Annotated in this window: 27 protein-coding genes; 25 read left to right on the forward strand and 2 right to left on the reverse strand. The window is 44.8% G+C overall.

Annotated elements, in window-relative coordinates; translation table 11 throughout:
* Positions 1 to 89: 89 nt before the first annotated feature.
* The gene (locus FXO21_RS22535; protein ID WP_149642196.1) at positions 90 to 566 is read right to left on the reverse strand and encodes a helix-turn-helix domain-containing protein; all 477 of its coding nucleotides are present in this window, start codon (positions 564 to 566) and stop codon (positions 90 to 92) included.
* A gap of 101 nt (positions 567 to 667) precedes the next feature.
* Here FXO21_RS22535 and FXO21_RS22540 point away from each other — a divergent pair, with 101 nt between their 5' ends.
* The 11 genes from FXO21_RS22540 to FXO21_RS22590 all read left to right on the forward strand — a co-directional run bounded on the left by FXO21_RS22540 (position 668) and on the right by FXO21_RS22590 (position 6,824).
* Positions 668 to 1,033: a hypothetical protein gene (locus FXO21_RS22540; protein WP_149642197.1), complete on the forward strand. Its 366-nt coding sequence runs from the start codon at positions 668 to 670 to the stop codon at positions 1,031 to 1,033.
* Position 1,034: 1 nt separating this feature from the next.
* Entirely contained in the window at positions 1,035 to 1,415 is a 381-nt protein-coding gene (locus FXO21_RS22545) for a hypothetical protein (RefSeq protein WP_192579300.1), read from the forward strand.
* Complete coding sequence (locus tag FXO21_RS22550) at positions 1,378 to 1,629, forward strand: hypothetical protein (protein WP_149642199.1); 252 nt, start codon at positions 1,378 to 1,380, stop codon at positions 1,627 to 1,629. Before FXO21_RS22545 ends, FXO21_RS22550 begins: the two co-directional genes overlap by 38 nt.
* The gene (locus FXO21_RS22555; RefSeq protein WP_149642200.1) at positions 1,626 to 1,883 is read left to right on the forward strand and encodes a hypothetical protein; all 258 of its coding nucleotides are present in this window, start codon (positions 1,626 to 1,628) and stop codon (positions 1,881 to 1,883) included. Before FXO21_RS22550 ends, FXO21_RS22555 begins: the two co-directional genes overlap by 4 nt.
* On the forward strand, positions 1,880 to 2,065 hold the full coding sequence (locus FXO21_RS22560) for a hypothetical protein (RefSeq protein ID WP_149642201.1): 186 nt from the start codon (positions 1,880 to 1,882) through the stop codon (positions 2,063 to 2,065). Before FXO21_RS22555 ends, FXO21_RS22560 begins: the two co-directional genes overlap by 4 nt.
* 198 nt (positions 2,066 to 2,263) lie before the next feature.
* Positions 2,264 to 2,503, forward strand: a complete 240-nt coding sequence (locus tag FXO21_RS22565) for a hypothetical protein (protein ID WP_149642202.1) — start codon at positions 2,264 to 2,266, stop codon at positions 2,501 to 2,503.
* Between the two features lie 21 nt (positions 2,504 to 2,524).
* A complete protein-coding gene (locus FXO21_RS22570) occupies positions 2,525 to 3,343 on the forward strand; it encodes a phosphoadenosine phosphosulfate reductase family protein (RefSeq protein WP_149642203.1) in 819 nt (272 codons plus the stop codon).
* Positions 3,344 to 3,367: 24 nt separating this feature from the next.
* Entirely contained in the window at positions 3,368 to 3,892 is a 525-nt protein-coding gene (locus tag FXO21_RS22575) for a dATP/dGTP pyrophosphohydrolase domain-containing protein (RefSeq protein WP_192579301.1), read from the forward strand.
* Positions 3,893 to 4,119: 227 nt separating this feature from the next.
* On the forward strand, positions 4,120 to 4,371 hold the full coding sequence (locus FXO21_RS22580; protein WP_149642205.1) for a hypothetical protein: 252 nt from the start codon (positions 4,120 to 4,122) through the stop codon (positions 4,369 to 4,371).
* Positions 4,372 to 4,478: 107 nt separating this feature from the next.
* Entirely contained in the window at positions 4,479 to 6,008 is a 1,530-nt protein-coding gene (locus FXO21_RS22585) for a rolling circle replication-associated protein (protein ID WP_149642206.1), read from the forward strand.
* Positions 6,009 to 6,314: 306 nt separating this feature from the next.
* Positions 6,315 to 6,824 carry a hypothetical protein gene (locus FXO21_RS22590; protein ID WP_149642207.1) on the forward strand — a complete coding sequence of 170 codons (510 nt, stop codon included), beginning with the start codon at positions 6,315 to 6,317 and terminating at the stop codon, positions 6,822 to 6,824.
* 141 nt (positions 6,825 to 6,965) lie between these two features.
* Here the strand turns inward: FXO21_RS22590 and FXO21_RS22595 are convergent, their stop codons facing one another.
* Positions 6,966 to 7,196 (reverse strand): hypothetical protein, encoded by a 231-nt coding sequence (locus FXO21_RS22595; protein WP_149642208.1) that lies wholly within the window; start codon positions 7,194 to 7,196, stop codon positions 6,966 to 6,968.
* Between the two features lie 116 nt (positions 7,197 to 7,312).
* Between FXO21_RS22595 and FXO21_RS22600 the strand changes: the two genes are divergently transcribed.
* The 14 genes from FXO21_RS22600 (at position 7,313) to FXO21_RS22665 (ending at position 14,079) form a co-directional block, all read left to right on the forward strand.
* The gene (locus tag FXO21_RS22600) at positions 7,313 to 7,804 is read left to right on the forward strand and encodes a hypothetical protein (RefSeq protein WP_149642209.1); all 492 of its coding nucleotides are present in this window, start codon (positions 7,313 to 7,315) and stop codon (positions 7,802 to 7,804) included.
* Positions 7,801 to 8,400, forward strand: a complete 600-nt coding sequence (locus FXO21_RS22605) for a hypothetical protein (RefSeq protein WP_149642210.1) — start codon at positions 7,801 to 7,803, stop codon at positions 8,398 to 8,400. The genes FXO21_RS22600 and FXO21_RS22605 overlap by 4 nt, the downstream gene beginning before the upstream one ends.
* Positions 8,397 to 9,065: a hypothetical protein gene (locus FXO21_RS22610; protein ID WP_149642211.1), complete on the forward strand. Its 669-nt coding sequence runs from the start codon at positions 8,397 to 8,399 to the stop codon at positions 9,063 to 9,065. The genes FXO21_RS22605 and FXO21_RS22610 overlap by 4 nt, the downstream gene beginning before the upstream one ends.
* Position 9,066: 1 nt before the next feature.
* Positions 9,067 to 9,552 carry a hypothetical protein gene (locus FXO21_RS22615; RefSeq protein ID WP_149642212.1) on the forward strand — a complete coding sequence of 162 codons (486 nt, stop codon included), beginning with the start codon at positions 9,067 to 9,069 and terminating at the stop codon, positions 9,550 to 9,552.
* A complete protein-coding gene (locus FXO21_RS22620; protein WP_149642213.1) occupies positions 9,549 to 10,007 on the forward strand; it encodes a hypothetical protein in 459 nt (152 codons plus the stop codon). The genes FXO21_RS22615 and FXO21_RS22620 overlap by 4 nt, the downstream gene beginning before the upstream one ends.
* 6 nt (positions 10,008 to 10,013) lie before the next feature.
* Positions 10,014 to 10,382 carry a hypothetical protein gene (locus FXO21_RS22625; RefSeq protein WP_149642214.1) on the forward strand — a complete coding sequence of 123 codons (369 nt, stop codon included), beginning with the start codon at positions 10,014 to 10,016 and terminating at the stop codon, positions 10,380 to 10,382.
* A gap of 38 nt (positions 10,383 to 10,420) precedes the next feature.
* Positions 10,421 to 11,032 (forward strand): hypothetical protein, encoded by a 612-nt coding sequence (locus FXO21_RS22630; protein WP_149642215.1) that lies wholly within the window; start codon positions 10,421 to 10,423, stop codon positions 11,030 to 11,032.
* 114 nt (positions 11,033 to 11,146) lie between these two features.
* Positions 11,147 to 11,326 (forward strand): hypothetical protein, encoded by a 180-nt coding sequence (locus FXO21_RS22635; RefSeq protein ID WP_149642216.1) that lies wholly within the window; start codon positions 11,147 to 11,149, stop codon positions 11,324 to 11,326.
* Positions 11,327 to 11,386: 60 nt separating this feature from the next.
* Positions 11,387 to 11,938 (forward strand): hypothetical protein, encoded by a 552-nt coding sequence (locus tag FXO21_RS22640; RefSeq protein ID WP_149642217.1) that lies wholly within the window; start codon positions 11,387 to 11,389, stop codon positions 11,936 to 11,938.
* Between the two features lie 33 nt (positions 11,939 to 11,971).
* A complete protein-coding gene (locus FXO21_RS22645) occupies positions 11,972 to 12,229 on the forward strand; it encodes a hypothetical protein (protein WP_149642218.1) in 258 nt (85 codons plus the stop codon).
* 30 nt (positions 12,230 to 12,259) lie between these two features.
* Positions 12,260 to 12,688 (forward strand): hypothetical protein, encoded by a 429-nt coding sequence (locus tag FXO21_RS22650; RefSeq protein ID WP_149642219.1) that lies wholly within the window; start codon positions 12,260 to 12,262, stop codon positions 12,686 to 12,688.
* Positions 12,685 to 13,029 carry a hypothetical protein gene (locus FXO21_RS22655; RefSeq protein WP_149642220.1) on the forward strand — a complete coding sequence of 115 codons (345 nt, stop codon included), beginning with the start codon at positions 12,685 to 12,687 and terminating at the stop codon, positions 13,027 to 13,029. Before FXO21_RS22650 ends, FXO21_RS22655 begins: the two co-directional genes overlap by 4 nt.
* Position 13,030: 1 nt before the next feature.
* Positions 13,031 to 13,555: a lysozyme gene (locus FXO21_RS22660; RefSeq protein ID WP_149642221.1), complete on the forward strand. Its 525-nt coding sequence runs from the start codon at positions 13,031 to 13,033 to the stop codon at positions 13,553 to 13,555.
* On the forward strand, positions 13,552 to 14,079 hold the full coding sequence (locus tag FXO21_RS22665; protein ID WP_149642222.1) for a phage holin family protein: 528 nt from the start codon (positions 13,552 to 13,554) through the stop codon (positions 14,077 to 14,079). The genes FXO21_RS22660 and FXO21_RS22665 overlap by 4 nt, the downstream gene beginning before the upstream one ends.
* The last annotated feature ends 3 nt before the right edge of the window (positions 14,080 to 14,082 follow it).

Consider the following 14,082-nt stretch of genomic DNA (forward strand, 5'->3'; position numbering starts at 1 on the left):
CCGAAGGGCGTAGAACCTAACTTGTATAGTGTTGTGTGTCTGAGTTTTAAATATCGCAATTGCGATGAGCACCCGGAATATTACCCACTTTATGCCGTGGCATGTTGGATTCCATCAGGCCACAATGGACGCTCTATTGCGTCAGCGCCGTTGATGATGATTGTCCAATGTGGTAATACGTCCGCGTCCGAATGCTCAGGCGACTTTCCCAGCAGAGCCGTTGAAAGGTTTTGAGCTTGCTCCAATGCTTTTTGTAATGCCCGGATTTGGTCATTCTTTTCCTTTAATTCTTCCTCAAACATTTTCCGCATTAGCGACATAACGTCATCGGCTTTTATTGAAGCTTGACCGGCGTTAAAGTCGGAACCGGCGTTTGTTAGATCGTCCATAGTTACACCCAGCGCGTCAGCCCACCTTTCTAGTTCGGCTTCATTCATAGTAGTACGGCTATAAGTATTGTATACAGCCTGTCTTGATAGTCCAGTTTTATCAGCAAGACGTGCAGGTGATAAATTTTTTTTCTGGACTATATCCTTGATAATCACGCCAATAGGTACTGTTTTCATAATAGTGTTCAGTTTTAACTTGACATTTTAAAAGTTTTCTCGTTACCTTTAATACATCGATTTACATCAATTGTCTCAAATTAACATCAAAGAATTGACAAATGGAAAGAAAACAATTACAAACGGATGATAAATTATTATTCGTTCAGCAGCTGAATTCCTTTTGCAGCCGGTTAACAAATGCGTCCGTACGTGACCAGTTCGCGGAAATACAGCAAGTTTCGGCCAAGTCGTTCAATAATAAGATGTACGGCGTACGTCCATTTAAAGGCGAAGAATTGTCAATAGTAGAGCGGTTATACCGTCAAGTCTTGGGTGATGCTGAATTTGACAATCAGTTTACAGTTTTCCTGCAAAAAAGGGCAGACGGTGACTTTCGGACGAATGAAGCCGCAAAGGATCAGCATATAAAAGAACTGGCTGAGATCAATGATGAGTTGGCGACCGCTCATTTACTGGTTTCGTGAAATGGCAAATGTCAAGGAACTAAAAGCGGATTTGGATTCAATGCGATTCCGCTGGCGGTTGCTCCCTGCCGCCGACGAAGCAGAGAAATTACGCAGGCAATGCGAGGAGAATATTTTACTGATCCAGTTGGAATGTGAAGGTTTTCGGAGCGCGTTCAGGCGTGAGTTTCTAATGACAAAATCTGAACAGACTTTCAGGGAAATCGACGGTGTAAAGGTTGCGGACGGGTTTGCGACGGTTTTTAATTGGGAGCCGGTCCGGGATCGAATCACAAGCCTAATTGACAAAAAAGAGGTGGAACGGATTAATTTCTACAAACAACAAATTTTAGACAGCTACACCAATGCCACAACTCCCCAAATCGAAGAAGCAGCGGTTTGAAGCCGGTGAACGGTTTCAGGTTCCCAGATTAGAGAATGAAGTATTGAGGCTGACGGAGGATCGCAACCGGGAATATATAGCCCACTATCAACAAAACCGCTGGTGTTTCCTTTGCTTCATCGACGTAGTAACCGAAACGCATTTGTACGTTCACCTTCCTGGTTCTGATCCTGTCGCTATTGCTTTTGAAACCTTCACATTCCCTGAACCATGAAATCAAATAAGGAACTCAGATTAGCAATTGCAGAAATGCAGGACGGCGATTTGCAGCACCGATCCGAACAGCTTTTGGAATGGTTGAAGTTTGAAAAAAAAGAGACTTTCGCCGAAATGATAAATTTTGCCGGGCTGCAAGCTGAACTGATTGATAATCTTACACGTGAACTGGCAGACCTGCGAAAGGAACAGCGGGAACCAGAAAAGAAGTTTTTCCCAATGTCCACGCCGGCCCGCAAAATCAGATCATGAAAAACCTTCTCTACTTCCTCGGATGCCTCGCTGAATATTACATGTATGTCGTTTATGGCATTGCTGGATTAATTGCCCTGGTTATCGCTGTGATCATTGCCATATTCATTTTTTCTTTTCAGGTGCTTGTCTGGTTTTTCGATTCCAGCCAACCCGCGCCCCGTTTCTCTTTCCGTCAATAATAACATTCATTCAAATGACTTCCACGACTACCCCGCGTGTAGGCTTTGTTGTGCCTGCCAAAAAGTACCGGTTTCACAAATTCATTGAGAGAGAGCACGAATTCCAAATTAATAGGGAGGCGCGACGCTTTGAGAATTTTCGAATAAACAAATGGAAATCCCTTCTAAATCATTCAGTAAGCTTTTAATACTTTACTCATGCCACTCCCTACCGATCAAATTATTTCTGGCTATTGCGCATTCCTGGTTGAAATGGAAGCCGATCTAAGTACACCCGTTGACGTATTTTCAATTGCCCTAACACCGGATATGAAAGTTCACATGCATTCAGCAGCTGGACCAATAACCCCGGAATATCTGGCAACGATCATTGATGTAATGGAAAATTCATTGCAGGTAATGGCCCGCGCACCCTACAAGACTGACAGCTTTTCTTAACCTTAACTGAGTCGAACCCCTATGAGCTCAATAATTGCGGAAGCAATCGAAAAATATAACCCGGTTAAGATAGTTCTGTTGTTTTCGGGTGGACACGATTCTATGTGCAGTACGCACTTTGCCGCCTCCTACTTGAAATCGATTGGCAGGGACTTCACCGTTTACCACGGTAATACCGGAATCGGGATCAGGCAAACCAGAGAATATGTCTATTCAGTTGTCAAACATTTTAACTGGCCGTTTTATGAGGGATTCCCAAAGGAAGGACATACGTATGAGGATTTGGTTAAGAAGTGGGGTTTTCCCGGATCAACGCCGCAAAGCCACCAAATTATGTACCGGCGATTAAAGGCTTATGCGCTGCACAAGTTTGTCACGCATGAATGCAAAAGCAATCCCAGAGCGCGGGAAAATGTATTGCTGATCAGTGGTATTCGTCAATCTGAAAGCAAAATCAGGATGGGGTACAAAGAATACATTCAGAAACAGGATAGTCGAATCTGGTGCAGCCCTATTTTTTATTGGAGCGAAACGGACTGCAAAAAGTACATGGCAGAACAGTCATTGCCGCGTAATCCGGTTAAGGATAAGATTTGTATCAGTGGCGAGTGCCTTTGTGGTGCGTTTGCTGGCCGGGAAGAATGGTCTGAAATAAAGTCTGAGTTCCCAGAAGCCGCAGCCGAAATAAATAGGATTCATCAGATAGCTATTGACCACGGCAAACCGTGGCCCTGGTCTTCCGGCCCTTCCGAATGGACGAAGCATAACCCGCCCGGGCAGTTACCATTAATGTTTATGTGTGTGGGCTGCGAAGACAAAAGAATCAATTCAACACTTTAACAGAGTCGAACTCCTATGGATTCTATGATAACATTCATCCTCAATATTGATTGGATGACCACGACTGAATTTTGTGAAGCTTACAATGTGCCTTTACCCACAGCGAGGGAAGGCGTTAACGGTCTATTGCGTATTGATGCAGTAAAACATAAGTTATTTCTGGATCGTGCGAAAGCGTTGGACAGAGTACCATTCAAACCAAAATCTCTTATTGAATTGGAGAAAGAGCGCATGGTTTGGGCACTTGAAACCTTCCCAGAAGCAACGGCAGTCAGTAGCTTACGTAAATGCGAATCTGAAATAAAGGAAATCGAAGAAAATATTGAAGCCGGAATTCAGGACGCGGAAGAATACGCCGACGCTATTATGTGCCTGTTTGATAGTGCAGGCCGCAACGGCATCACGATTGAGCAAATTGTTTCCGCATTTGCTAAGAAGCTGGAAAAGAATAAGTCCCGCACGTGGGTGAAAAATGACGACAATTCATACTCGCATGTAAAGAGCCAGGCTCCAATATCAGAACCCTATCCTTACGACAATTACCGTTAAACTTTAACAGAGTCAATCCCTATGGAAGATTTGTTTATTATCATTCTTGCCGTCTTAGGCAAATGGGCGTTGATATTCACCTGTATTCTCGTTTCTGCTTTCATTATCGTATGGGCCTGGGAAATACCTGTCACCGATCGGCAATGGTACGGCTTAATGTTCATTTTCTCCACTGTGTCAATGGTGGTAGCTATGGAACCGGAATAAACTTAACTGCCTCAAACCTTATGAAATACGCTATTGAGCAGTTGGATTACCAACTGAAACGATATACTGAGCTTTTGCGCAAATCAAAATTGCTTCCTAATCCGAATGCTGAATGGATGCGCGGCACAAAAGAGTATGAGCAAAAGGTAGCTGATTTATCGGAAGCTCTTGCTGTCCTGACATATTGCAAAAAAATGAGAGATGGTGAAAAAGAAATAGCTGATCTCTACAAACGAATGAAAATAGCCAACCAAACCGGGACCGATCCTTAATGGGTTTATCAAAGCGTCGACTCCACCCGTAAAGTGCTCAAACGCTCCAAAATCGAACATCAAAAGTAAATTTTCCTCCATTCTGGCCATTACAGACAGTTTTGACTATGTCAGCAGCTCTTACCCGCACCTCTGAAACCCGCACGACAGATTTCGATTTTCAGAAATACGCCAAGTTCAAACCTCATTCGGTGATCCTGCAAACGCGTTTCATCCATTATTCCTATGATGAAAACGGTAACAGGGTAGTGGTTAAACCGGACCTGTCGCAAAAAAACGCGAATAGCCTCATGAACCTGGAAAAAGGAGCGTCCGGCCAATGGAACGGGTATATGTCCCCGGCCACGCGCCGGAACGTGAAAGGGAAAATTGAAAATTTCCTGACTGCAGTGCAGCTCAATACTACTATGCAGTTCCCGAAATCATTTCCATCAACAGAGGTTTACCCGACGTTTCTCACATTGACACTTCCTGCAAAGCAGATTCACTGCGATAATGATATTAAGCGCGAATGCTTCCTGCGATTCATTGAATGGCTTACCGGCGATAAGGAAAAAGGCTTTTCGGGGTGGGGTGTGAAAAATTATATCTGGGTTGCGGAAACGCAGAAAAACCACAACATACACTTTCACCTTATCATCGACCGGGCTTTGCCGCGCGTTCGTATTAATCAGAAATGGAACCAGATCATTGAGAGGTTCGGATATGTGACCCGGTTCCGCAACAAGCAAAACTACATTTTCAAAAACGGCTGGTTCGTCAGGAAAGAAATGCTGGAAAGCTACATTTCCCAGCGGCGCAAGGAATGCCAGGCAAATAAAAAGTCTTTCAACATGCACGATGTTCGCAACGACGGGAAGAAAAAGCAGCTGGAAGCATACAATAACGGAATCCGGGAAAATTGGAACAATCCACCATCGACAAAAATTCACGCTATCCAGAACATAAAAAAGCTTACTGCCTACGTGTCCAAGTATATGACGAAGGCCCCGGAAGTGAATGTAAAGCTGGGCGAAGGAGAAAAATTGATTGAGGAGAACGGAAAGTATTTCATTCAAACCGAACTGGTTACGCCGCTTATCTCACTTGAAGGGCATGAGATGGAAACAGTTGAAACAAAGACCAGGGAAGTAAAAGTATCATTTACAAATCGTTATATCCGTGGCCGGGTGTGGGGTTCTTCGAAATTGCTGCATGCCGATTCAATTTCCCCGTATACAATTGCGCTGGAAACATTCAGCATGGTGACCACGACAACAACAGAGTACAGGCCGGTAACCATTTCCCAGCCAGCATATACTATCAATATTTTTGGGGAACGGGTTTTCTCTCACATGGAAAAGGTTGTGAAGGTAAATGAGGTAAGGGACACTAAACGGGATATTGCCGCCCCGGATGTAGATGCGGATGCGGCCCGCTATGTTGAATTCCTGACTACTTCGTACGTTCCGAAAGCTGACATTGATAAGGCTACGGCCAAAGCTGGGGAGCAGTTCCGACATTACGGCGGTGTCATTGTGCCGCTCGAAAACACACAAAAGGATATTCTACGAATGTATTCGCCGCCGATGTTCGAGCGGTACAAAGAACACTACCGGGGCGTGTTCAATTTCCTTTATGCGGGTGACAATGAATGAAGCCCGTAAAAAAAGAAATGCCGTATGCGGTTTTCGGGACCTGGGAGGTTTCGCCGGACGGGACAATTCGGAGCACTTATATAAGCCCGGTTGGTAGGGAAAGCCCGGTAACGATTTACCCGGAAATGTTACGGGAACCGGATTTGATAATAACAATGCATGCTGAACATGCGATAGACGATTGGAATTATTTCATGCCTGCATTCTTGACAGCATGCCAGGTTGCCGGGGTGACCAATATTAAGAATTTTCAAACAGTATTCGAGTAATTTTCTAATTTTCGCAAAAACATAAACCGTCTATTCTATGAAAGTGATCTGCACATTGTTCTTTATTTCTTTTGGAGGTTTGGCTTTTTGCCAAGATGTAATAAAATGCCATACTGGTAAGAATTTGCAAGTTGAAGTTACCGAAGTTGGAGAAAACAGCATTTACTATAAATTCCCTGGTGAAAGTGTCACTCAGAGCATCGGCAAAGCCGCGGTTTCAGAAATTGAATTTAAGTCTGGGAGGGTACAGGAAATTTCTGAAAAGATAGATGTCGGTGGAAAGGATGGCTGGCAAAATGTAATAATTACCAGTAACAATAGCGATGTGGTAGGATTAAGAAGGGTAGGAGAAATAAAGGCAAAAGCGGGCGGATATGGTTCATTGAGAACTACTAAGGGTAGTGATAAAAAGGCCACGGAGCGCATTAAGCGTGAGGCGGCTGAAAAGAATGGCCATGTTGTTTTAATTCATCAACATGAAACAACAGGAAGGGGATTTAATAAAAATCCAGAAAGTATACAGTCGGGAGTAGCGTACGGTTATTAATGGCTGGTAAATCGGTCTGAGGATCGCTAAAAAATCGGGCTGGTATCGGCTCTTGTTTGTATAAAAAAACCGCGATAAGCCCGGCAAAATGGGCGATTATCGCGGTTTTTTGTTAGTGTTGTGATCGATGTTCAGATGCTATTATCCAAATTCTATTTCTAACTGTCTGAAACTTCCAGGAATTCCCAATTCTTCGTACACTGTTTGTACCTCTTTCACGCTGAGAATTTTCTTTCCTTTCCTGATTTTGCCCTCGTTTGAAAGCTCTTTAAGCCAGTTTCTAAATGTGCAAATGGATATGCTATCCTTGTACTCGTAAAAAAGCTCACTTTTCGATTTTGGATAAAGTTGCACACCCAATTGCTGATTCATTGTGATTAATTCTGATTGTTTCTTATACAATATACGATTTTTTGCAGAACGTTAAAAGCGTATAAATCATCTTTGAATTAGAAAATTCCTTGATAACCAGGGCTTAACAATTCAAGATGCCTTATGTAAGTGCTAAAAAATCGACCGTTTTAGACCCGGAATTCTTCCGGCAGGAAGCACTAAGATACAATGCCAATCCAACAGACAGAAAGCAGTGGTTGCAGCGGCAGCTAATCAATCTTCAAGCGGCCCTGAACAGCTACTCTGGACAAATGCAGGCATTGTTGGAGCAAGGGGCAAAACTGGATGGTGCTAGTGATGTTGGAAAATGGCTAACCACAATTGGTGGGGTGGCTATTGTAATTCCTACTATCTACACTCAGATAGGCGGTGCGGTTGTTAGCCTTGCCGGCTTGATTGTAAATGCTGCTGAACGAAAAAAAGACAGTAAGGCATTGCAGCAATTGCAAGGTCAAGCCCGACGAATGCAACTTGAAGTTTCCCAGATCAAGACGTACTACGATAACTATACGTCGGAACTTCAAAAAATAAACTTATTGCCGATTGCTCTTTTTGGGGCGGCGGCGTACTTAATAAGCCAACGATGAGCGATACCCCTACATATCATAGTGACCGCGGCGGTGAGACCAGGCCTAGAACGTACCAAAACACTGCAACATTAAATAAGGGGTTAAACCTGCCAAGAGGTTATACCAGTGGTGGTGTGACGGTTAAAAAAGGGATGTTTGTGTATGCGAAAATAGGCAAGTCGCTGAATTTCTTTAATGATTCGAAAGCCGCGAGTGTCGTCGGTCCTTCTGGTGGGAAAGGTGGTCAGGATGGGAATCCAAGTCGTTCAAATACGGAGTACGTAGGTGTCGCAACCGGGGTCGGTGAAAACGGAATGATCCAAGTGGATTGGGTGAATAGGTGGTGGCAAAACGGAAAGCCAGGTTTTGGAATCGGAGGAAATTGGGGAATGCCTGAAAAGGGGACTTATAAAACAGAAAATAAAACGAGCTGGGTAAAGTTAGATTCTGTTGATCTAAAAACAACTTTTGTTGACCCTAATAATCCGGACAGTGACGAAGAAACACCACCCCCGCCGCCGCCCGGTGATAGCGGAATTGACACAACGACACTCGGTTATGCGGCAGTAGCGGCAGCGTTGATTTTCAGCACTCAAAAGAAAAAGCGCAGATGAACGCAACCGGATACATACAGGTAAGGCCATTTACGGGCTACACCCCGCAAATAGATGCGGAACGCGCGAACCTGAACGAATATGTCCAGTTAGACGGGCAGATAAAACCGGGTTATTTGATCCCGGCTGAAAACACCAATACCGGCAAGAACGAACCGCGCCCTGATCTTTCATCAGGCTTTGATTATAGTTTGCCAAGTGGCAAAGCGTTACCGGCGCAAAACACTGAAATCATTGCGCGCGGTCAGAAAGTGTACTACTTCGAGGAAAAGGAGCTAGTGCAAAGGTTTTGGCCGATTGGTAAAACGATTGAAGAATGTAGCCGGAAATCTGGCGAAGTGCTCGGGCTCTATACCGGAAAACACTTTTTCGGCGGTACGACAACGGCAGGGATAAAGAAAATAACCGCTCTGGAAGTAAAAACAAAATTTCCATTTGACCGGCAGGGTAACGCGGTCGAAACTGAATATACTTTGTGGGTAACGGCTTCCAGCTTCGATTATAAACTACCGTCTGAGATTTCGCAGCAACCAACCGGCAACGGCTATGAAACCGGGACGGATAACCCAGCCGGATCACAAACCAGCAAAGAAAAGAACTCGCAATTACTGACACTTGCAGCAATCGGGGCGGGGCTTTACTTTCTGACACGAAAGCGTAAATAATATGCTACGGCTGAAAAACGGGCAGGTTTTGCCAAAGGTCGGGACAATGCTTTATGTGAATGAGGATCAGGGATTCTACTTTACAGATAAAGAACTGACACAGCGGTTTGTAAGCAGGATGCGACCCGGTTACACAATTGGAATGTATAAGGGCGGGCACGCGGGGGTTTACACTGGTAATTATCACGCGGTCAATGGTCAACTAGTTTCTGTTCAGGTAGACCACATTTCACCGCTCAACCACGACGGGATATTTGAAAATACCCCGTTCAGAAATTGGGTTTCGGCAGACAAGTTTTACAAGCCGGAAAGTGAAGGTGTTTTACCAGCCGGGTTTAAAATTGAAAACGGCCAATTAGGCTACGATTACAGCATTTACCCGGTTCATCACCGGGACGATAGCGCGGCAAAAGCCGCACAAACACGAAGAACCGCTCTTTTCCTTATTGGCATTGGGGTTTTTATTTATCTGATCAGCAGGAAATGAAAAAAGAACTTTTGATTGTGATCATTGTCGGCGTTTTGCTGATCTTTTTAAATAAAAGGAGGGCATTGCAAAGCATGGAATTGCGTCCTGCATTCCCCCGGAATTTCAGGTTGAACGGGATTTCGAACCTGTCTTTTGACTTGCCATTTACGGCATTCAACGGATCAAACGGGACACTGAATATCGGCGGCATTGACCTAAGGGTATATGCGGAAGGGCAGTACATAGGGCGGGCTTTTGCGGCCTACAACCAACAGATTTTACCATTCGGGCAAAGCATGTTGAGCACACAGGTTTTCGTAAACCTGATCGATATGGCAAGCGCAATTCCCGGATTTTTGGGCGGTGTTCAGGATCAGGCGGTGAATATGCTTTTTCGTGGTACGCTCAATGTGGAAGGCTTTTACGTCCCTGTCGAAATACCGATTGCGTTCAACCTGCCAAAGTTTAAATAACCAGTTATGGACATCATAGATATTTCTTACAACGCGGACGGATCAACGACGGTAACTTATTCGGACGGAACATCGAAAACGACCTTTCCGAACGGTACAGGCAACGGAAACGGGTACACGACAGGCGGCGGCGGTTCAGACACGCCGGGCTACACCAATCCGGCAACGGGTGGTAAAAAATGGTGGGAAGTCGCGCTCGGTGTATTCCCTGCGATCATCACCGGCCTGTTTGGGAACAATGCCAATGCCAACCAATACCCGGTCAACCAGTACCCGACCGGAACGGGCACCAATACGGGCGGCATGAATACAAACATGATCCTGATTATAGCAGTGGCCGCGATTGTGGTGATCCTGTTCATGAAGAAAAAATAATAGCGTAACAATCTAAAAACCAAATAAATACAAATCAAATGGCACAAGACGTAAAAATCATTGCAAACATTGGATACGTTAAGGGGTACAGTGGCAATGGAATGCTATTCGTAGGTAAGACCGAGGGAGGTACTTACATGGCCTTAATGAAGCACCTTGAAAACAATGTGGAAGTATGGAAATACTACCGCAAAAGCAGAATTGAGTCGGGGATTGGCGGCGGGGATATTATCCTGCAATCTGATTTTAACTTTGCTTTGTTGACTGACATTGCATCACCTGAATTTGTAGCTGACGGAGAGAACGTTTTCCCAACTGTGGAAACCGTAACCAATGGCGACGAAGCACCGAGACTGTTCAATTTTGAACCTGCGTATACTGTAAAAGGTGAGGGCGTTTCAACGTCAGATATTGACAAGCTGAAAACGACAACACCCAACACACCGGGCAGCGCAAACACAGGCGGCACTACGACCAATCCACCAGCGGGCAACACAGGCGGTTTGAACGGGCTTTTCCCGGCAGATTTCGGACTGATCCTGACCAACCCGGTTAAGTTCTTTCAGGACAATATCATGTTTGTGATTTTGGTTCTGGCCGCTATTTGGTTCTTCCGTCGCAAAAAGAAAAAACCGCTCTTTATTTTCTAAGAGCCTGATATAAAACCAGATCGGCAGGGCGCAAGGGAATAAGCCCCCTGTAAAACGTTACGGGGCGTTCCTTGCTATTTCATTCAGTAATCATTTAAAAATTTTATACGAAAAATGGCAAAGCCTAAAAAATATCCAAAGTCGCCAAAGCAAAGCGCATCCCTGCAAACATGGGAGAATTACAAAGCTAAATGCGCCGCGGTTGATAAGCATAATTCTCAAATCGTTGCTGACAAGAAAAAGAAGGAAGCTGTGAAAAAGCAGGTTCAGCAAATGAAGTCAAAACGCAAGTAAACCATTAAAAGCGGCTATACTTCACGGAATAGCCGCTTTTAAACCTTCCCGCTTAACACAATGAGCACAGCGCAAACAGCACTTGACACAATCGAAAGACGTAATCTGCCATTCTGGAAACTTTATAAAGGGGCTGGAAATGACAAGGTTGCAGAATGCGATATTGAAGTTAACCCGACTTCTGATCCGAAGATTGCCTATCAACTGTTCCAGCAGGAACTGGAATACCGAATGAGTGAACCGGGGCAGTACCGTATTCACCTGATCCGGGTAACAAACGGCGACAAAGGCGCATTTAAGCACAATTTCACCATCACCGCCAATGAACCACGCATGAACCAACAATTCAACCGAAACGGAAGCCCTGACCCTTACGACATGTACATGCGGGCAAAGCAAGATTTGGAAATGCAGATGCAAATGAACCGTATCGAAGAAAAGCTCGACACGTTGGGAAAAGCCATTGCGGCAGCGATGACCGAAGGGAAAGAGGACGACAACGACGCGTTCACGAAGTTGATTTCAATGTTTACCCCATTGATTGCAAGTAAGATGAAAGCGGGCACCGCCGCCGCCCCGGCAATCAGATCAGGCGGTTTTTCAAACCTGTAATTCACTCAATTTTTAACCCTGTCGTATAAAAAAATGGACAAACTCGAACTGGTAAAAAACTTTGCAGCCTCGATTGACAACGCAATCGGAACCGAGGAAACAACACAATTATTAACCGCCCTTACGCAGTTCGCCAAGGATTGCCCGGACGCGTTGCAGGAAATCCGGCAACTGGTAGTAGAAAACCCGGAAGTGTTCGACAAAATGTTGACACGCGAAGGGGTGGCCGACGCAAAATTAATGATTGCTCAGGTAGCGCAATACGCGCCCCTGATCGCACAAATGCAGTAAAAGAATATTCATCAAGCTAAAAATCAGAGTATGCAGTACGTGAAAATAATCGAAATTCTAGCCCTTGTAATCCCCCTGCTCATCGGAGCTTCTAGCAGTCTTGTTAAGGGAAACAGAAAGTGGATTATCGCTATTGTAGCGTACTTCATACTTAAAAAATGGGCGATAAAAGCCGCAACGGATAAAGCTAAATCAGAACTACAATCAGCAGGCGGCAACAATCCGAATGCCCTGGCTACCCTTTATAAACAGGCTCTTAACTCATCCGGTTATGACTGGATGTTTGAATTAGATGGAACAGAGGAAGATTTGATTTACCAACTGGCCGCTGAGACTACAAATTATAAAGCTGTGTTCGATTCCTATAAGTCACAGTATAATCGCGACTTAACCGCTGATCTCCAAAAAGAACTTTCAGCAACTGAATACCAGCGGTTTCTAACTATCCTGAACAAATGACAAAGAAAGAGAAAGAGCAACTTCTAATAGTCGGCGGTGTGCTGGCCGTGGTGCTACTGCTTTCCAGAAAGTCAGGCAGTAAAACAATTGACGTGACAAGTGATTTTGTAATTGAAGCGTACCGTGATCTGATCACGTCGCCGTCTGATATGACCTATCAGGGCGTTCCGCTGCACATTTACCTTGCCCGTAATACAACCAATTACGATGCGGTGAAATATGCCTACAACTCAACGTATGGCGGCAATTTTACCGAGGAACTTACAAGCCGGTTAGCCGGTCAAAAGCTGGCCGATTATGTGGCCGAACTGTTAAAAACTGGTCAGTTGATAACCCCTTAAAATGGCAAACCTGACAGTTCAAAATAGTACCCTGAATTTCCTTGCCGACGTAGAAGGTTTTATACCTGTCGCCAAGTGGGATTACAAACAGTGGTCAATTGGCTACGGTACCGGGATCATGCCAAACGGCAGGCCGGTAAAGGCCGGGGATACAGTCACGAAAGCGGAAGCGTGGCAAATGCTGATCCGCGACGCGCCGTTACGCGGGGCGAGTGTAAATAGATATGTGACAAGCAATATCAACCAAAACCAGTTTGACGCGCTGGTTTCTTTCGTGTACAATTTCGGTGCGGGCGCATTGGCCGATAGTACGCTTTTGAAAAGAGTGAATGAAAACCCACTGAACTATCAGGCTATTTCAACCGAGTTTAGAAAATGGATTAATGCCGGTGGTGTGCCCCAACAAGGGCTGATCGATCGCAGGGAAAAAGAGATACGTCTCTACGAAAGCGGATCAGTTGCACCAACAAATTTTATATGGCTGATCCTGATTGGTGCATTCATGTTCTTAGCCCTTAAAAAATGATTTCGTTACTGAAATACTACCTCACTTCTATGTATGCAAAGGGCTATGCAGTTTTAGCGATCTGGCTCACAATATTCCGTGAACTGTTCGCAAAGTATGTTTTTAACGATTGGGAATTTTTCAGGTTCCTGTTTGTGCTGATTGTCGCTGATACTGTTTTTGCAATGTGGAAAATAGTGAGAAAGGAAGGCTGGCGGGCGTTGAGTTTCAAAGAAGCCAACGGGTTGCTGGTAAAATGCTTTCTGTATTTCGGTGTATTGGTACTCGCTCACTCGCTGGGAAACTTCACCATTCACGGAAAGCCCTTCACCTACTTTACTTGGATAGACTATTTCCTGTACTCCTACATGATCGCAAAGGAGGCTATGAGCGTGGCGAAGAATATCAACGCTATAAAACCCGATTGGGTACCCAAATGGGTAATTGAACGGCTCGATAAATTTCAGCAAACCGGCAAATTGGAAGACTTGGCAAAGGACAAAGACGAGCCGCCCAAACCACAGGAACCACAACTTAACTCTTAATAG

It is taken from the genome of Dyadobacter sp. UC 10 (genome assembly GCF_008369915.1).
Taxonomy (GTDB): Bacteria; Bacteroidota; Bacteroidia; order Cytophagales; family Spirosomataceae; genus Dyadobacter.